This window comes from Micromonospora sp. NPDC057141 (assembly GCF_042670805.1).
GTDB lineage: Bacteria > Actinomycetota > Actinomycetes > Mycobacteriales > Micromonosporaceae > Micromonospora.
Genome location: NZ_JBHUVA010000004.1, coordinates 70,608 through 87,753, shown reverse-complemented (window position 1 = coordinate 87,753; position 17,146 = coordinate 70,608). Strand labels below are relative to the sequence as shown.

Below are 17,146 nucleotides of genomic sequence, written 5' to 3'. Positions count from 1 at the left end.
GCACCGCGTCGCCCGGCGCTTCCGGCGGGAGCGTACCGGTCGGACATTCCCGGATTCTCGGCCCTCAACCGGCAACGGGTTTGCACGACGTGGACCCGATCGACAAGGCTGGTGGCCATGCCCGCCGCCTCGACGACGTTCCGCACGCTCGCTCTGTCGGTCATCGCGTCACTCTCAGTAACCGGCTGCCAGGCCCTCGACGACGCCGGTCAGGCGATCGGTCGATCGGACCTGGTCAACGACTTCGCCGCCCGCCTGGACCGGGCGCTCGAACTCACCTACTCGGCCGAGTACCAGCTCCCCGGCGGCAAGACCGCCACCATCGCCCAGGCGCAGGACCCGGCCCGGTCGGCGTACACCTGGCCGGGCGGGAAGCTGACCGTCACCGCCGACGCCACCGCCCGCTGCGAGACCGGCACGGCGAAGGCCGTCTGCACGCTGCTCGCCCCGCCCCCGCCGAACGCGCGGCCGTCGGTCGAGCTGTTCACCGAGGCGAAGCGGCGGGGCCTGGTCACCCCGCCGGTGGTGGTCGGCCTGCTCGCCGAGGCCGCGCTCGACCCGCAGGCCGTCATCAAGGAGACCGACACCACCCTCGCCGGGCACCACGCCGCCTGCGTGGAGGTCAAGCGCTCGGCCGGCGACTTCACCGCCTGCATGACCAGCGAGGGCGTGCTCGGCAGCTTCACCGGCGAGGTGGACGGCACGCCGATGGAGCTGGCCCTCGACAGCTACACCGACACGGTCGACGGGGCCAGCTTCGAACTGCCGGCCGGCGCGGGCGTCGTGGACCGCCGCTCCGCCAACCCGTGACCGCCGTCACCCGCGCCACCCGACGGGCTGACCGCCCCGCCGCACGACGTCCCACCGCCCTACCCCAGACCGAGCAGGGTGCGGAGGTGGCGCGGGGGCGGGCAGTCGTGGGCGAGCATCGCATCGTGCCACTCCCGCACCGACACCCCGGCCGGGCGCAGGGCGGCGATCTCGGTGACCTCGCTGTAGCCCACGAAGTAGGTGGAGAGCTGGGTGGAGGTGAGCAGCGCCCGCCGCCACTTGCCGGCCGCCTCGCCCTCCTCCTGGAAGCCCCGGCCCGTCATCAGCGCCATCGCCTCGGCCTCGGGCAGGTCGTCGCAGTGCACGAGCTGGTCGAGCAGGGCGTTGATCGTCATCCGCAGCTGCATCTTGAGCTGCTGCAACCGCACCGGCAGCCCGCCGAAGCCGAGGCCGACCATCAGCTCCTCGGTGTATACCGCCCAGCCCTCGACGAACGGGCCGGACCTGGCCAGCGCCCGGACCCGGGTGGGGCCGACGTGCCGGCGGGCGTGGGCGAGCTGGAGGAAGTGCCCCGGCATCGCCTCGTGCACCGTCAGGTTGCGGATCATGTGATCGTTGTATTCCCGGTAGAACGACTCGACCCGGGCCGGCGGCCAGTCGGCCGGGGTCGGCGCGATGCAGTAGAACGTCGGCACGGGCGCGATCTCCAGCGGGCCGGGCGAGTCGCAGTACGCCACCGCCACGCCCCGGGCGAACTCCGGCATCTCCTGGATCACGCACGGGTCGTCGACCAGCGTCACCAGATCGTGGGCGCGGACGAAGTCGGTCGCCTCGTCGAGGGCGACCGAGGCGAGGTCCACGATGGTGTGATCGTCGGGGTGCTCGGCGGCCAGCAGGCCCAGCGCCCGGCGTACGGTCTCGTCGTCGGCCGGGCCGCCGACCAGCTCGACGGCCGCCTCGCGGATCTCGGCGGTGACCCGGTCGAGGTTGGCCCAGGCGCGGCGCTGCACCTCGGCGGCGCCCAGCTCGGTGTCGAGGGTGTGCCACAGCCGGGCCTCCCAGCGCCGCCGGCCCAGCCGGGGGTCCCGCCCCGGGCCGGCGTCGGCGGCCAGCCCCGCGCGCAGCCAGGCCACGAACTCCTCCAGCGCCGCGATCGCGGCCGTGGCCGCGGGCTCCACCCGGTCGCGCAGCCCCGGCTCCTCGGCGAGCAGCCGGGGCACCTCGTCGCGGACCAGCGCCGCCGCGCCGGTGAACTGGCCCACCGCCGTCTCGGCGTGCACCCGGGGCACGTCCCGCAGCGTCGCGCGCGCGGTCGCCAGGGCGTCGGGTACGGCGGCGAGCCGCCCCGCCAGGCTGGTCAGCCGCACGTCGGCCGGGGCGTACGGGCGGGCGAGCAGGGCGTGCAACAGCGGGCCCGGGTTGTGCCGCAGCGGGTCCCACTCGTGGCTGCGGATCTCGTCGGACTCGAACAGCGCCCGGTCGACCAGGGCGGTGAGCAGCGCATGGTCGACGCTCTCGTCGGTGTCGAGGGAGTCCGGGTCGAGCTCGGAGAGCGCGTCGGCCGCGTCCTTCAGCATCGCCCGGTCGGCGGCGAGCGCATCCGTGGAGAGGTCGGGTAGGCGGTCGTCGTAGCGGTGCTCCCCGGCAGAGGTGGCCAACCCGGGCCGGCTCTCCAGCAACGCCTCCACGATCCGCTCGGCGAGCGGCACGAACGCTTCCATGGCCCGAACCCTACCGACCTCCCCCGACGTTCACGGGCTCAGCATCAGGTGCGGGGGGTGGCCTGCTCGGCGGCGCGAATGGCGTCGGCGTACGCCAGGGCGGCGCGGCGCAGGGCCGCCTCGGGGTCCAGGTCGGCCGCCCGGGCCGTCGCCACCGTGGCCAGCAGCTCCGCGCCGAGCCGCGCCTCCGGGTCGACCGGCGAGCCGGCCCGCGCGTCGGCCACCGGCGGCGGGACCGTCAGGCCGGCGCGGCCGGCGCGATCGAGGATCTTGGCGGCCAGGGCGAGGGCGGGCAGGCTCGGCGCGATGCCGTCGAGCACGGAGTCCCGGGCCTTCTCCGCCCGCTTGATCCGCTCCCAGTTGGCGGTGATCTCGTCGAGCGTGGTGGCCCGGTCGTCGGCGAAGACGTGCGGGTTGCGCCGGATCATCTTGTCCACCAGGCCGCCGGCCACGTCGTCGACGGTCCACCGGTCGCCGTCGGGCAGCTCCTCGGCCAGCCGGGCGTGCAGCAGCACCTGGAGCAGCACGTCGCCCAGCTCCTCGCGGAGCGCGTCGGTGTCGTCCGCGCCGATCGCGTCGTACGCCTCGTAGCACTCCTCGATCAGATAGCCGGCGAGGCTGCGGTGCGTCTGCGCCCGCTTCCACGGGTCGCCGCCCGGCGAGGCCAGCCGGTCCATCACCTCGACCGCGTCGAGCAGGCGGGCACCCGGCGGATCCCACGAGCCGTACATCAGCTCCAGCTCGGCCAGGCCCGGCTCGCGGGCCAGCCGTAGGCCCAGCTCCCGGGCCAGCGCCTCGTCACCCACCGGCCCGGCCAGCCAGACCGCCGCGCCGTGCGCCGCCGCCGCTTCGAGCAGCGCCGGCGTCGCCGGGCCGTCGGGCACGGTCACCTCGGCGCCCGCCGCCCGCACGGCCGCCGTCAGGTCGCTCTCCGCGCCGGCCAGCACCGGGCTTTCGCGTACGACGTCCCAGGCCGCCGCCGTCAGCAGCCCGGCCGGGAGCCGGGGCGAGGTGACCAGCAGGACGATCCGTGCGGTCATGCCACGGGCGCGGCCGGTGCGTTCGACTCCTCCGCCGGGGCCTGCGGGGTGGAGATGTCGGTCACCGGGCCGAACTGGTCGATGTAGGGCAGCGAGTAGAAGACCAGCGACTGGCCGGTGCTGACCACCGACGGGACGCCGACCGGCCGGAAGCGGGGATTGATCGACGCGCCGGCCTGCTCGGCCTCCTGCTGGAGGGCGTTGCTGAGCGCGGTGGCGGCCCGCACGAAGCCGCCCTGGCTGCCGGGGCCACCGCTCTCCCCGAACGCCTGCCGGACCTCCGCCACGGTCATCCCCGGCTGGATCGCGCCGGTCTTGGCGATGGCGTGGTAGACCGCCATGACAGACTCGTCGCCCACCTCGGCCGTGGGCAGCTGCGCGCCGAGCGCGCCGGAGATGTCCACCCATTCGCCCCAGAGCCGGACGTACTCGGTGGTGGCCGGCAGCTGGAGCTGCTGCTCCAGCTGCTCCGGCTTGACCTCGTCGGCCACCGTGATGCCCTGCTCGGCCACGACCCGCTTGCCCAGCTCGATGCTGACCAGCAGGTTGAGCACGTCCTGCCGGGTGACCGTGGAACGCAGCTGCTCCGGCGACGGGGTGGCGCCGCCCTGCCCGGCCTGCGACCGGATCGCGTCGGCGTACTTGGCCTGGGCGTCGTCGTAGATCTCGTCCACCCGGTCGACGGAGTATTTCGTGTCGCCGACGTACGCGGCGACGTCCGGCGCGGCCTTCCCGCACGCAGCGAGGGAGAGGACACCGAGGGCCGCGACGCTGGCGGCGGCGATGAGACGGCGAGCACGCATGACCGTCACTCTCTCATGCGCCCCTACCGGCCGTGACGCCGCCCACCACGCGTTGCCGCCCCGGCCCCGCTGCCCGCCCCCGCTCATCGGGCACCCGCCCCGGCCGGCTGGGCGACGGGGGCCGGATCGCCCAGCACGTCTTTCAGGAGCTGGGCGCACCACTGAAGCAGCGCCTGGTCGCGCAGCGGCTCGCCGCCGACGCGACGGGTGCTGGGCCGGGGCACGCTGACCTGGTCGAGCGCGGACTTGTAGACCGAGTCGGGGTGGTAGCGCTTGAGCCGCAGCTGCTTGGAGTCGGGCAGCGGCAGCGGGCCGAACCGCAGGTGCTTGCCCTGCATGCTCACGTCGGTGAGGCCGTAGCGGCGGGCCAGCAGCCGGAACCTCGCCACCGCCACCAGGTTCTGCACCGGGGCGGGCGGCTCGCCGTAGCGATCGGTCATCTCGGCGACCACCTCGCGCAGCCGGTCGGCGTCGCGGGCCTCGGCGAGCTTGCGGTACATCTCCAGGCGCAGCCGCTCCACGCCGACATAGTCGTGCGGCAGGTGCGCGTCCACCGGGAGGTCGATCTTGACGTCGGTCTCCTCCTCGGGGCGTTCGCCCTTGAACGCCTGCACCGCCTCGCCGACCATCCGGACGTACAGGTCGAAGCCGACGCCCTCGATGTGGCCGGACTGCTCGCCGCCGAGCAGGTTGCCCGCGCCCCGGATCTCCAGGTCCTTCATCGCCACGTACATGCCGGCCCCCAGCTCGGTGTGCTGGGCGATGGTGGCCAGCCGCTCGTGGGCGTGCTCGGTGAGCGGCTTCTCCGGCGGATAGAGGAAGTACGCGTACGCCCGCTCGCGGCCCCGGCCCACCCGGCCCCGGATCTGGTGCAGCTGGGCCAGGCCGAGCAGGTCGGCCCGCTCCACGATCAGCGTGTTGGCGTTGGGGATGTCGATGCCCGACTCCACGATCGTGGTGCAGACCAGGACGTCGAACTCCTTCTCCCAGAAGCCGACCATGACCTTCTCCAGGGCCTCCTCGCCCATCTGGCCGTGCGCCACCGCGACCCGGGCCTCCGGCACCAGCTCCCGGATCTTCCGCGCCGCCCGATCGATCGACTCGACCCGGTTGTGCAGGTAGAACACCTGCCCGTCGCGAAGCAGCTCGCGGTGGATCGACGCGGCCACCTGCCGCTCGTCGTGCGCCCCGACGAAGGTGAGCACCGGGTGCCGCTCCTCCGGCGGGGTGGCGATCGTCGACATCTCCCGGATGCCGGTGATCGCCATCTCCAGGGTGCGCGGGATCGGGGTGGCCGACATGCTCAGCACGTCCACGGAGGCGCGCAGCGTCTTCAGGTGCTCCTTGTGCTCGACGCCGAAGCGCTGCTCCTCGTCGACGATGACCAGGCCGAGTTGCTTGAACCGGGTCGCCGTCTGGAGCAGCCGGTGGGTGCCGATGACGATGTCCACGGTGCCGTCGCCGACCATCTCCAGCGTCCGCTCGGACTCCTTCGGCGTCTGGAAGCGGGACAGCTGCCGGATCTGCACCGGGAACTGGCTCATCCGCTCGGCGAACGTGTTGTAGTGCTGCTGCACCAGCAGGGTGGTCGGCACCAGCACCGCCACCTGCTTGCCGTCCTGCACCGCCTTGAACGCCGCCCGCACCGCGATCTCGGTCTTGCCGTACCCGACGTCGCCGCAGATCAGCCGGTCCATCGGGACGGTCTGCTCCATGTCCCGCTTGACCTCCTCGATGGCGGCCAGCTGGTCCGGCGTCTCCTGCCAGGGGAACGCGTCCTCCAGCTCCCGCTGCCACGGGGAGTCCGGGGCGAACGCGTGCCCCTTGGACGCCTTGCGGGCGGCGTAGAGCTGGATGAGCTGGGCGGCGATCTCCTTGACCGCCTTGCGGGCCCGCGCCTTGGACTTCTGCCAGTCCGCGCCGCCCATCTTGTGCAGGGTGGGCTGCTCCCCGCCGACGTACCGGGAGAGCTGGTCGAGCTGGTCGGTGGGGACGAACAGCCGGTCGCCGGGCTGGCCGCGCTTGCTGGCGGCGTACTCGATGACCAGGTATTCCCGGCTCGCGCCGTTGACGGTGCGCTGCACCAGCTCGACGTACCGGCCGATGCCGTGCTGCTCGTGCACCACGTGGTCGCCGGCCTTGAGCTCCAGCGGGTCGATGGTGTTGCGCCGCCGGCTCGGCATCTTGCGCATGTCCCGCGTCGAGGTGCCCCGGCCGCCGGTGACGTCGTTGCCGGTGAGCAGCACGAACCGGGACGCCTCGTCGACGAACCCACTGGTCAGGCCGCCGCAGGTGACCAGGACCTCGCCGGGGGCGGGCGCGGCCGGCACCTCGTCGACGAACCGGGCGCCGAGGCCGGCGTCACGGATCACCTCGACGGCCCGCTGGGCGGGGCCGTGGCCCTCGAAGACCAGCGCGATCGACCAGCCCTCGCCGGCCCAGCGCTTGAGGTCCTCGGCCACCCGGGCGGTCTCGCCGTGGTAGAGCGGGGCCGGCTGGGCGGCCAGGGTCACCGCGATCGCGTCGTCGGGCGCGACGTCGACCTCGGTCGGCACGTCCTCCCAGGGCTGCCGGGCCGGGGCCGCGTCGGCCTCCACCAGCCCGAACGGGGCGAGGGTCCACCAGGGCCGACGCCGGGCGCGGGCGTGCGCGCGTACGTCGGCCAGGGTCTTGAAGGCGGCGGCGCCGAGATCGACGGGGGCCTGGCCCCCGACGGCCGCCGCGGCCCAGCTGGCCTGGAGAAACTCCTCGGAGGTACGGACCAGGTCGTGCGCCCGGGTGCGGATGCGCTCCGGGTCGCAGAGCAGCACGTGGGTGCCGGCCGGCATGCAGTCCAGCAGCAGCTCCAGGCTCTCGCTGCCGAGCAGCGCCGGGGTCAGCGACTCCATCCCCTCCACGGGGATGCCCTCGGCCAGCTTGTCGAGGATCTCGGCCAGCTCGGGGTGCTCGGCCGCCAGGGCGGCGGCCCGCCGCCGCACGGCCGGGGTGAGCAGCAGCTCCCGGCACGGCGGGGCCCACAGCAGCCCGGCGGCCTCGATGGTGCGCTGGTCGGCCACGGCGAAGGTGCGGATCTCCTCCACCTCGTCGCCCCAGAACTCGACCCGGGACGGGTGCTCGTCGGTGGGCGGGAAGACGTCGAGGATGCCGCCGCGCACCGCGAACTCGCCGCGCTTGGTGACCAGGTCGACCCGGGCGTACGCCATGTCGGTGAGCCGGCGGGCGACCTGTTCCAGATCCGCCTCGTCGCCGGCGGCCAGCCGCACCGGCTCCAGGTCGCCGAGGCCCTTGAGCTGCGGCTGGAGCAGCGACCGGACCGGCGCGACGACCACCCGCAGCGGCCCGGTACGCCCGTGCGCGTCGGCGGCGTCGGGGTGGGCGAGCCGGCGCAGCACGGCCAGCCGCCGGCCGACGGTGTCGGAGCGGGGCGAGAGCCGCTCGTGCGGCAGCGTCTCCCAGGACGGGAAGACGGCGACCTGCTCGGCCGGGAGCAGGCTGCCCAGCGCCGAGGCCAGGTCGTCGGCCTCCCGGCTGGTGGCGGTCACCGCCAGCACGGGCCGCCCCGCACCTTGGGAAGCCCCGTCGGCGGCGACGGCGGCGACGGCGAACGGGCGCAGCGCCGCCGGGGCGGTCAGGTCCAGCCCGTCGACCTGCGCGGCACCGGAGCGCGCCAGGTCACGCGCCCGGGCCAGCCCGGGGTCGGCCAGGGCGGCGGCGAAGAGTCCGGTGAGCAATCTGATCACTTCCCAGTGGCGCGGTCACGGCACACGACGCTTCCCCCGCGCCCGGCGAGGACGGGGGGGTTGACAGCACCCAGCCTATCCCCGCTTGACCGGCGGCCCCGGGGCATGGTCGAGTCGGGGGCGTGACGGAACGACGGCGGCTGGTCGAGTTGAGCCACGTGATCAGCGACGGCATGACCACCCTGCCCGGCTGGCCGGCGCCCCGGGTCACCGAGTGGCTGACCCGGGAGGCGTCCCGGGCGAACTACGCCCCGGGCACGGAGTTCCAGGTCGGGCGGATCGAGATGATCGCCAACACCGGCACGTACCTGGACACGCCCGCGCACCGGTGGGCCGACGGGGCCGACCTCACCGGCGTCGGGCTGGACCGCCTCGCCGACCTGCCGGGGATCGTGGTCCGGGTGCCCGCCGGCACGCGCGCGGTGGGTCGCCCGCTGCTCGCCCCGCACGAGGTGGCGGGGCGGGCGGTGCTGCTGCACACCGGCTGGTCGGCGCACTTCGGCACCGACCGGTACGCCGCCCCCGACGCGCCGTACCTGACCGGGGAGGGCGCCGCGTGGCTGGTCGGGGCGGGGGCGACCCTCGTCGGCATCGACTCGATCAACATCGACGACATGAGCCAGGCAGCCCGGGGCGAGCGCCCGGCGCACAGCGGCCTGCTGGCGGCCGGCATCCCGATCGTGGAGCACCTGACCGGGCTGGACGCGCTGCCCCCGACCGGCTTCCGGTTCACGGCCGCCCCGCCGATGGTGGCGGGAATGGGCACCTTCCCGGTCCGCGCCTTCGCCGTCCTCGCTGAATAGAACGTCGTCGCCGGGCGCCGCGCCGGACGTGGGCCGGGAGATCTTGGTGCCAAACGGCCCCTCCAGGGGCCGAAATCTTCCAAGATCTGCCCGATCTCTCCCCGCCACCAGTGGCACCGGCGTCGGTGCCGCGTCACCAACGCGGACCTTGGACACTTACGGTTTTCCAGGAACCGGAACCGTCCAAGATCTGCTCAACCCCCGTGTTCTGCCGCACGCCAGTCGTGGTCAGGCTGCTCGTGCCGCGCCGGCGGCGAGGCCAGCCAACAGCCTCCCGGACAGAGCGACCAGGGACCGGGACTGCGCCAGGTCGATCGGCCAGCGCTCGACGTCCGCTCCGGTCGAGAGTTCGAGCAGCAGGCCGGACGGCGGGGTGGGGCCGACGTCCATCCGCCACAGGCCGATCCGCACCTGAATGACCTCGTCGCCACGAACCGCGGCGTCGACCAGGCCGGACAGGTGCAGGCCGCTCGACACGGCACAGTCAGGGCCGCGCAGACACCAGGACGGATGGGCGAAGTTCGGTAGGTTACGCATGGGCCGGGGTCCTTTCCCGGTCAAGGCCCGGGACTGGAGTGCCACCTCCACCCCGGGCCGCTCTTCATCCGACGGGCGAACCTGCCACGGCCACCCGGCGCAGACCTAGCACTACCTGTCATGCCAAGCCAACACCTGAGCGCACTTTTGATTGACGCTTCGCACCGATCGTGATCACATAGCCTTACCTGCCACGGAAGTAAGCCCATGCCTGCGTACACGAAGAAACAGCGACTCATCGACGCCCTGACCAGCCGGATCGAGTCGGGCGAGTACCCACCGGGAGCCAAGCTGCCCTCGGGCACGGAACTGTGCGCCGAGTTCGACGTCTCCCGTCAGGTGGTCCGGTCGGCCGTCGACTGGTTGAAGGCGCGCGGGCTCGTCGAGGGCGCCCCGGGCGCGGGCGTCTTCGTGCGGGAGCCGGGCGGTCAGTAGCGCACGCTGATCCGCCGCTCGACGGCGTCGACGACGACCTCGCCCCCGTACGGGACGATCTGCTGCGGGTCGGTGTGGCCGAGGTCGACGTCGAAGACGACCACCGCGTCCGGGGCGTACTCGGCGAGCGCCCGGGTCACCGCCGTCCGCTGCGCGTCGGCGTACGCCCGGCGCTGCGCGAGGGTGTGCGGGCGGTCGAAGTCCCACGCCTTGGCCCGGCCGACGAGCACCGCCGGGAAGCCGGCGAGCAGCCCCCGCTCCCCCAGGTTGCGCAGCATCCGGTACACCTCGGTCGCCGACGGCAGCTCCTCCGAGGTCTCGACGATCAGCACCTCACCCGCGTGGTCGGCGACCCCGCCGACCCGGTCGGCGGCCAGCAGCCAGTGCAGGATCTCCAGGTTGCCGCCCCAGGTCCGCCCCCGCACGACCGTCTCCGGCCCCTGCCAGTGCCAGCCGCCGCCGGGGAACATGGGCGGCTCGTCGGCGAGGGTGGCCGGGTCGCGCCAGTCGTTCGGCTGGTCGCCCCACTCGGGGGCCGGCGCGAGGTCGTACCAGCCGGGGGTGAACAGGGCGGCGCGCAGCGAGCCGGCGGTCACCGGGTGCAGCGCGCCGGGCCGGCCGAGGTGCACCAGCACGGACCCGCCGTGGAAGGCGACGATCCCGAGCCGGTGCAGGTGGTTGAGCAGGTTGGTGTTGTCCGAGTAGCCGAAGTAGGGCTTCGGGTTGGCCCGCAGCACGGCGTCGTCCAGGTGCGGGGTGACGGTGATCAGGTCGTCCCCGCCGACCGTGGCGAGCACGGCGGTGACCGTCGGGTCGGCGAAGGCGGCGGTGACGTCCCGGGCCCGGTCGCGCGGGTCCGCGCCCATCACGCGGGTGGTCGGGTACTCGACCGGCTCCAGGCCGAACTCCTCGCGCAGCCGGCGCAGGCCCAGCTCGTACACGTGGGGGAAGATCGCCGGCAGCCCGGCGGAGGGTGACACGACCGCGACCCGGTCGCCGGGCCGGGGCTTCGGCGGATAGCGCAGCGACTCCATGATCGGACGCTACCGGCCGCCGCCACCGCTTTTCGCCCCGGCATCAGAGCAGCAAAGCATCACAATAGGTGCATACCGCACCCTAGGCTGACCACGTGGACGAGGAGCCGGACATCCCGGTGCGCGACTGGCTGCCCCGCACCGCCGGCCTGCTGGTCGGCGCCCTGGTGCTGGCCACCGCCTTCATCGCCGCCTACGTGGGGGCGCTGCACGACCCGACGCCGCGCGACCTGCCCGTCGGGGTGGTCCTCGGCGACCAGCGCGCCCAGGCGGTCATGGCCGCCGTGCGCCGCGAGACCGACAAGATCGAGCCCATCGAGTACGCCGACCCGGCCGCCGCCGACGACGGGCTCACCGGCCGCGAGGTGTACGGGGTGCTCACCTCCACCCCCGGGGGCGGGCTGCGCCTCGCCACCGCCAGCGCCGCCGCGCCCGCCGCCGCCGACGTGGTCGACCAGGTGTTCACCGAGGCGGCCCGGCGGGGCGACCTGCCGCTGACGGTCACCGACGAGGTGCCGGTGGAGCAGAGCGACCCACGCGGTCTCGTCCCGTTCTACCTCGCGGTCGGGTACGTCCTCGGCGGCTACCTCGCCGCCACCGCGCTGGGCCTGCGCACCGGCACCGCCCCGCGCAACCTCGCCCGCGCCGGGCTACGCATCGCCGCGCTCGCGGCGTACGCCGTCGTGCTCGGCGCGGCGGGCGCGCTCGTCGTCGGCCCGGTGCTGGACGTCTGGCACCACGACGTGCCGGCGGTGGCGGCGGTCGGCGCGCTGGCCGTCTTCGCCGCCGCCATGGTCGCCTCGGCCGTGCAGGGCTGGCTCGGGCTGCTCGGCACCGGGCTCGTCATCCTGCTGCTGGTGGTGCTCGGCAACCCGGGCTCCGGCGGCGTCTACGCCCCGGAGTTCCTGCCCACCTGGCTGCGCGGGATGCACCGGTGGAACGTGCCCGGGCTCACCACCGACCTGATCAGGTCAGCGGTGTACTTCGACCGCCGGTCGATGGGCTGGCCGCTGGGCGGGCTCGCCCTGTGGGTGGTGCTCGGCGTCGTGGGATTGCTCACGGCCACCCTGGTCCGGGGCCGGCGCGCCGCCGCCCGCCACACCGCCGGCACGCCTCCCACCAGCGACGATGCGCGCCCCGCCGGGTGAGCGCGGTTAGCAGGGGCCCCCTGTACAACAAAAGGCGATAACAAGGGGCCCTTCCTTTCGAAGGGGGCGACGCGGATACGATCCAGGGAGTCGGACAGCGCTGTCCTTCGTCCCCGGCGTAAGGAGCGCACCCGTGACCGACCAGCACGACCACGACGGCCCGGACGCCGCACTGCGGGCCGACATCCGCCGCCTCGGCACGCTGCTCGGGCAGACCCTCGCCCGGCAGGAGGGCCGCCCCCTGCTCGACCTGGTCGAGGAGATCCGGGCGCAGGTCCGCGCCGACGCCCCGGCCGCCGCCCAGCGCCTCGGCGGGCTGGACGTGACCACCGGCACGAAGCTCGCCCGCGCCTTCTCCACCTACTTCCACCTGGCCAACATCACCGAGCAGGTGCACCGGGCCCGCGACCTGCGCCGCCGCCGGGCGATCCAGGGCGGCTGGCTGGACCAGGCGGCCAAGATGATCGCCGAGCGCGGGGTGCCCGCCGAGGAGATCGCGGCGGCGGCCCGCCGGCTCGCCGTACGCCCGGTCTTCACCGCCCACCCCACCGAGGCGGCCCGCCGGTCGATCCTGTCGAAGCTGCGCGCCCTCGCCGACGAGCTGGACGCGGAGACCGCCAACGCGATCCTCTACGGGGCCAGCGACGAGGGGCCGGCCAACCGGCGCCTGGCCGAGCTGCTGGACCTGATGTGGCAGACCGACGAGCTGCGGCTCGACCGGCCGGACCCGACCGACGAGGCCCGCAACGCCATCTACTACCTGCGCGACCTGTACGCCGAGGCCGCCCCGCAGGTGCTCGACGACCTCGCCGACACGCTGCGCGCCCTCGGCGTGGAGACGTCCCCGACGGCCCGCCCGCTGACGTTCGGCACCTGGATCGGCGGCGACCGGGACGGCAACCCGTTCGTCACCCCGCAGGTCACCGGCGAGGTGCTGCGCATCCAGCACGAGCACGGCATCGCGGCCACCGAGGCGGCGATGGAGCACCTGATCAACGAGGTGTCCGTGTCCCGCCGGCTGCGCGGGGTGTCGCTGGACCTCTCCGCCAGCCTCGCCGCCGACCTGGACGCGCTGCCCGAGGTGGCCCCCCGGTTCCGCCGGGTCAACGCCGAGGAGCCCTACCGGCTGAAGGCCCGGTGCGTGAAGGCGAAGCTGGCCAACACCCGGGAGCGGCTGCGCCGGGGCACCCCGCACGTGCCGGGGCGCGACTACCAGGGCGCGGCGGAGCTGATCGCCGACCTGGAGCTGCTGCGCGCCTCGCTGGCCCGCAACGCCGGCCAGCTCACCGCCGTGGGCCGGCTCGCCTCCACCATCCGTACGGTGTCCGCGTTCGGCCTGCACCTGGCGACGATGGACGTGCGGGAGCACGCCGAGAAGCACCACGAGGTGCTCACCCAGCTCTACGGGGCGGTCGGCGAGGTGTCCGACTACCCGGCGCTGACCCGCCTGGAGCGCACCAAGCTGCTCGCCGACGAGCTGACCGGCCGCCGCCCGCTGTCGACGCTGGACACGCCGCTGACCGAGAGCGCCCGCAAGACGTTCGACGTGTTCGCCACGATCCGCGAGGCGCAGGACCGGTTCGGTTCCGACGTCATCGAGTCGTACATCATCTCGATGACCCTCGGCGTGGACGACGTGCTCGCGGCGGTGGTGCTGGCCCGCGAGGCCGGGCTCGTCGACGTGCACAGCGGCCGGGCCCGGATCGGCTTCGTGCCGCTGCTGGAGACCCCCGCCGAGCTGAACTCCGGCGGCGAGCTGCTGGACGAGCTGCTGTCGCTGCCGGCGTACCGGTCGCTGGTGGCGGCCCGGGGCGACGTGCAGGAGGTGATGCTGGGCTACTCCGACTCCAACAAGGAGGCGGGCATCACCACCAGCCAGTGGTCGATCCACCGGGCGCAGCGGGCGCTGCGGGACGTGGCCGCCCGGCACGGGGTGCACCTGCGGCTGTTCCACGGCCGGGGCGGCACCGTCGGGCGCGGCGGCGGCCCCACCCACGAGGCGATCCTGGCCCAGCCGTACGGCACCCTCGACGGCGCGATCAAGGTCACCGAGCAGGGCGAGGTCATCTCCGACAAGTACACGCTGCCGGCGCTGGCCCGGGAGAACCTGGAGCTGACCATGGCCGCCGTGCTCCAGGCGACCCTGCTGCACACCGCGCCCCGGCAGCCGGCCGAGCAGCTGGAGCGCTGGGACGCCTCGATGGACGTGATCTCCGACGCGGCGTTCCGGTCGTACCGGTCGCTGGTGGAGGACCCGGACCTGCCGGAGTACTTCTGGGCGTCCACCCCCACCGAGCTGCTCGGCGCGCTGAACATCGGCTCCCGTCCGGCGAAGCGGCCGAACACCGGGGCGGGCCTGGCCGGGCTGCGGGCCATCCCGTGGGTGTTCGGCTGGACGCAGACCCGGCAGATCGTGCCCGGCTGGTTCGGGGTCGGCTCGGGGCTGGCGGCGGCGCGCGAGGCCGGGCTGGAGGACGTGCTGGCCGAGATGCACCGCAACTGGCACTTCTTCGGCACGTTCCTGTCGAACGTCGAGATGATGCTGACCAAGACCGACCTCAGCATCGCCCGCCGGTACGTGGAGACCCTCGTGCCGAAGAAGCTGCACCCGATCTTCGCGAAGATCGAGCAGGAGTACGAGCTGACGAAGCGGGAGGTGCTGGCGGTCACCGCCTCGCCGGCCCTGCTGGAGGGCTCGCCGGTGCTCCAGCGCACCCTCGCGGTGCGCGACACCTACCTGGAGCCGCTGCACCACCTCCAGGTGGCGCTGCTGCGGCAGTACCGCGACTCCGGCGCGGCGGGGCGGGCGGTGGCCACGGCCCCGGGTGGGCGACGGGCCCCGAGTGACGGTACGGCGCTGGAGCGGGCGCTGCTCACCACGGTCAACGGCATCGCCGCCGGCATGCGCAACACCGGCTGAGGTGCAAGGAGGGGCCCCCTGTCAACGCATTCTGCATAACGGGGGGCCCTTCTTAACGCCCACCGGCACGGGCGGCAACGGCAGGGCGGGAGTGGCGTCAGAAGTCGCCACCACCGAAATCGCCACCACCGAAATCGCCCGCGCTGCCGAAATCGCCCGCGCTGGCGAAGTCACCGCCGGCAGGATCTCCGCCGCCGAAGTCGGCGCCGTCGCCGAAGCCCTCCTGGTAGCCGGCCTCGTAGCCGTACCCGGGGTCGGCGAACGCCGGGGAGAAGAGCGCGTCGGCGATCAGCATGCCGCCGAGCACGCCCGCGCCCGCGCCGAGCGCCGTCTTCCACCACGGGGTCGAGTACCAGCCGGCCGGCACGGGGCGGCCCTGGTAGCGGCCGCCGGGGTAGTAGTAGGGCGTGCCCTGGCCGGGCTGCGGGCCGGCCCGGAAGGTCTGCCCCTGCACGTTGACCTCGCGTTCCCGGGTGAGCTGGCCGGTGCCCTCGGCGGAGGCCAGCGGCGGCAGCTCGGGGCCGGGGTCGATGCCCAGCGCGATCCGGGCCGCGCGGGCGTACGCCAGCCCCTCCAGGGCGGTCTCCCGGGCCAGCCGGTACTGGTGGACGGTGCGGGCCTGCTCCAGCTGGCTGCCCGCCGCGTTGTACCGCTCGCCGGCGTCGACCAGGGCCTGCCGCACGGCCGGTGAGTCGCCGTGCAGGTTCATCACCTGGCCGCCGAGGCGCTCGTGCCAGCGTTGGGCGTCGGCGCGCACGTCGGCCAGGCTGCGCGCCTGACGGGCCGCGCTCTCCCGGCGCCACCAGACGAAGCCCCCGACGAGGAGCGCCACGAGGATGACCGCGAGCAGAGTTTCCATGCCCTGAAAAGTACCCGGCGCGTGCCCGTCGTACGCGTTTGGCAAGCTCTGGTGATGAGCTTCTCGACGCTGGCCGTGGTGGTGCTCTGTCTCGCCGCGGGCGGCGCGCTGGGCTGGTTCGCGGCCCGGTCCCGGTCGGCGGCCGACCTCGCCCGGCTGGAGGCCACCCTGGCCGCGACCCGGGCGGGCGAGGGGCGGCTGGAGCAGTCGATGCGGGCGCTGAGCTACGAGGCGACCGCGCAGTCGCAGGAGGCGGTGGCCCGGGCGGTGGCGCCGCTGCACGACACGCTGCGCCGCTACGAGTCCCGGGTCGCCGAACTGGAGCACGCGCGGGTCGACGCGTACGCCGAGCTGCGCGAGCAGGTGCGGGCGATGGGCGCGGTCTCCGGCGAGCTGCGCACCGAGACCAAGCAGCTGGTGGCGGCGTTGCGCGCGCCGCAGGTGCGGGGCCGCTGGGGCGAGCACCAGCTACGCCGGATCGTCGAGGCCGCCGGCCTGCTGGAGCACTGCGACTTCAGCGAGCAGGTCACCGCCGCGACGGACCATCAGGGGGTACGCCCCGACCTGGTGGTCCGGCTGCACGGGGGCCGCTCGGTGGTGGTGGACGCGAAGGCGCCCTTCGACGCGTACCTGACGGCGATGGAGGCCCGCGACGAGCGGGGCCGGGACACCCACCTCGACGCGCACGCGCGGCACCTGCGGGCGCACGTCGACGCGCTGGCGGCGAAGAACTACTGGGCGGCGTTCGACCAGACCCCGGAGTTCGTGGTGTTGTTCGTGCCGGCCGACCCGTTCCTCGACGTGGCGTTGCAGCGCGACCCGACGCTGCTGGAGCACGCGTTCGCCCGCAACGTGGTGCTGGCCACCCCGGCGACCCTGGTGGCGCTGCTACGCACGGTGGCGTACTCGTGGCGGCAGGAGGCGCTGGCCCGCAACGCGGTGGCGGTGCACTCGCTGGCCCGCGAGCTGTACGGGCGGCTGTCCACGCTGGGCGACCACGTGGGCAAGCTCGGCGCGTCGCTGGGCGGGGCGGTGACCGCGTACAACCGGGCGGTCGGCTCGTTGGAGGCGCGGGTGCTGGTCAGCGCCCGCAAGCTCGCCGAGCTGGGCGTGTCGGACCGGGAGCTGGCCGCGCCGCCGCAGGTGGAGGTGGCTCCCCGGCAGCCGCAGGCCCCTGAGCTGCTCGGCGAGGCCGACCGACCGTCCGCTGTGGACCGTTGACGCCGCACCGGAGGCGCTGACGGACCCGGCCCCACTAGCAGTACACATGTGACAATGCGCGCCTATGCATGTCACGAAGTGGTCACAACGTACCGGTCGGTAGTGACACCACGC

The 17,146-nt window shown here is 74.0% G+C and carries 13 protein-coding genes; 6 read left to right on the top strand and 7 right to left on the bottom strand.

Going from position 1 to position 17,146, the window contains the following annotated elements; all coding sequences use genetic code 11:
- The first annotated feature begins 117 nt into the window (after nucleotides 1-117).
- Nucleotides 118-810 carry a hypothetical protein gene (locus ACFT41_RS04955; RefSeq protein WP_377582497.1) on the top strand — a complete coding sequence of 231 codons (693 nt, stop codon included), beginning with the start codon at nucleotides 118-120 and terminating at the stop codon, nucleotides 808-810.
- A gap of 59 nt (nucleotides 811-869) precedes the next feature.
- Here ACFT41_RS04955 and ACFT41_RS04950 read toward each other — a convergent pair whose 3' ends face one another.
- From ACFT41_RS04950 to mfd, 4 genes are all read right to left on the bottom strand, one after another.
- Nucleotides 870-2,492, bottom strand: a complete 1,623-nt coding sequence (locus ACFT41_RS04950) for a DUF885 domain-containing protein (protein ID WP_377582494.1) — start codon at nucleotides 2,490-2,492, stop codon at nucleotides 870-872.
- 44 nt (nucleotides 2,493-2,536) lie between these two features.
- A complete protein-coding gene (locus ACFT41_RS04945) occupies nucleotides 2,537-3,532 on the bottom strand; it encodes a nucleoside triphosphate pyrophosphohydrolase (protein ID WP_377582492.1) in 996 nt (331 codons plus the stop codon).
- The gene (locus ACFT41_RS04940) at nucleotides 3,529-4,335 is read right to left on the bottom strand and encodes a hypothetical protein (RefSeq protein ID WP_377582489.1); all 807 of its coding nucleotides are present in this window, start codon (nucleotides 4,333-4,335) and stop codon (nucleotides 3,529-3,531) included. The genes ACFT41_RS04945 and ACFT41_RS04940 overlap by 4 nt, the downstream gene beginning before the upstream one ends.
- An 83-nt stretch (nucleotides 4,336-4,418) precedes the next feature.
- The gene (mfd, locus tag ACFT41_RS04935; RefSeq protein WP_377582486.1) at nucleotides 4,419-8,066 is read right to left on the bottom strand and encodes a transcription-repair coupling factor; all 3,648 of its coding nucleotides are present in this window, start codon (nucleotides 8,064-8,066) and stop codon (nucleotides 4,419-4,421) included.
- A 131-nt stretch (nucleotides 8,067-8,197) separates the two neighbouring features.
- Here mfd and ACFT41_RS04930 point away from each other — a divergent pair, with 131 nt between their 5' ends.
- Nucleotides 8,198-8,878: a cyclase family protein gene (locus ACFT41_RS04930; RefSeq protein WP_377582484.1), complete on the top strand. Its 681-nt coding sequence runs from the start codon at nucleotides 8,198-8,200 to the stop codon at nucleotides 8,876-8,878.
- Between the two features lie 228 nt (nucleotides 8,879-9,106).
- Here ACFT41_RS04930 and ACFT41_RS04925 read toward each other — a convergent pair whose 3' ends face one another.
- Entirely contained in the window at nucleotides 9,107-9,415 is a 309-nt protein-coding gene (locus ACFT41_RS04925) for a hypothetical protein (protein ID WP_377582481.1), read from the bottom strand.
- 207 nt (nucleotides 9,416-9,622) lie between these two features.
- Here ACFT41_RS04925 and ACFT41_RS04920 point away from each other — a divergent pair, with 207 nt between their 5' ends.
- On the top strand, nucleotides 9,623-9,850 hold the full coding sequence (locus ACFT41_RS04920) for a winged helix-turn-helix domain-containing protein (protein ID WP_377582478.1): 228 nt from the start codon (nucleotides 9,623-9,625) through the stop codon (nucleotides 9,848-9,850).
- Here ACFT41_RS04920 and ACFT41_RS04915 read toward each other — a convergent pair.
- On the bottom strand, nucleotides 9,844-10,884 hold the full coding sequence (locus ACFT41_RS04915; RefSeq protein ID WP_377582475.1) for a S66 peptidase family protein: 1,041 nt from the start codon (nucleotides 10,882-10,884) through the stop codon (nucleotides 9,844-9,846). The genes ACFT41_RS04920 and ACFT41_RS04915 overlap by 7 nt on opposite strands.
- Nucleotides 10,885-10,979: 95 nt before the next feature.
- On the opposite strand from ACFT41_RS04915, the gene ACFT41_RS04910 reads away from it, so the two are divergent.
- Both ACFT41_RS04910 and ppc read left to right on the top strand, forming a co-directional pair.
- Nucleotides 10,980-12,032, top strand: a complete 1,053-nt coding sequence (locus ACFT41_RS04910) for a hypothetical protein (protein WP_377582472.1) — start codon at nucleotides 10,980-10,982, stop codon at nucleotides 12,030-12,032.
- A gap of 133 nt (nucleotides 12,033-12,165) precedes the next feature.
- Nucleotides 12,166-14,952 (top strand): phosphoenolpyruvate carboxylase, encoded by a 2,787-nt coding sequence (gene ppc / locus ACFT41_RS04905; RefSeq protein WP_377582469.1) that lies wholly within the window; start codon nucleotides 12,166-12,168, stop codon nucleotides 14,950-14,952.
- A gap of 97 nt (nucleotides 14,953-15,049) precedes the next feature.
- Here ppc and ACFT41_RS04900 read toward each other — a convergent pair whose 3' ends face one another.
- The gene (locus tag ACFT41_RS04900) at nucleotides 15,050-15,811 is read right to left on the bottom strand and encodes a hypothetical protein (RefSeq protein ID WP_377582466.1); all 762 of its coding nucleotides are present in this window, start codon (nucleotides 15,809-15,811) and stop codon (nucleotides 15,050-15,052) included.
- A gap of 54 nt (nucleotides 15,812-15,865) precedes the next feature.
- Between ACFT41_RS04900 and ACFT41_RS04895 the strand changes: the two genes are divergently transcribed.
- A complete protein-coding gene (locus ACFT41_RS04895) occupies nucleotides 15,866-17,032 on the top strand; it encodes a DNA recombination protein RmuC (protein WP_377582463.1) in 1,167 nt (388 codons plus the stop codon).
- Nucleotides 17,033-17,146 lie beyond the last annotated feature (114 nt).

Coding starts and splice junctions, on each gene's coding strand:
- ACFT41_RS04900 (WP_377582466.1), bottom strand. CDS start 15,811: ATGGAAACTCTGCTCGCGGTCATCCTCGTGGCGCTCCTCGTCGGGGGC.
- ACFT41_RS04915 (WP_377582475.1), bottom strand. CDS start 10,884: ATGGAGTCGCTGCGCTATCCGCCGAAGCCCCGGCCCGGCGACCGGGTC.
- ACFT41_RS04925 (WP_377582481.1), bottom strand. CDS start 9,415: ATGCGTAACCTACCGAACTTCGCCCATCCGTCCTGGTGTCTGCGCGGC.
- ACFT41_RS04955 (WP_377582497.1), top strand. CDS start 118: ATGCCCGCCGCCTCGACGACGTTCCGCACGCTCGCTCTGTCGGTCATC.
- ACFT41_RS04940 (WP_377582489.1), bottom strand. CDS start 4,335: ATGCGTGCTCGCCGTCTCATCGCCGCCGCCAGCGTCGCGGCCCTCGGT.
- ACFT41_RS04895 (WP_377582463.1), top strand. CDS start 15,866: ATGAGCTTCTCGACGCTGGCCGTGGTGGTGCTCTGTCTCGCCGCGGGC.
- ACFT41_RS04920 (WP_377582478.1), top strand. CDS start 9,623: ATGCCTGCGTACACGAAGAAACAGCGACTCATCGACGCCCTGACCAGC.
- ACFT41_RS04950 (WP_377582494.1), bottom strand. CDS start 2,492: ATGGAAGCGTTCGTGCCGCTCGCCGAGCGGATCGTGGAGGCGTTGCTG.
- ACFT41_RS04945 (WP_377582492.1), bottom strand. CDS start 3,532: ATGACCGCACGGATCGTCCTGCTGGTCACCTCGCCCCGGCTCCCGGCC.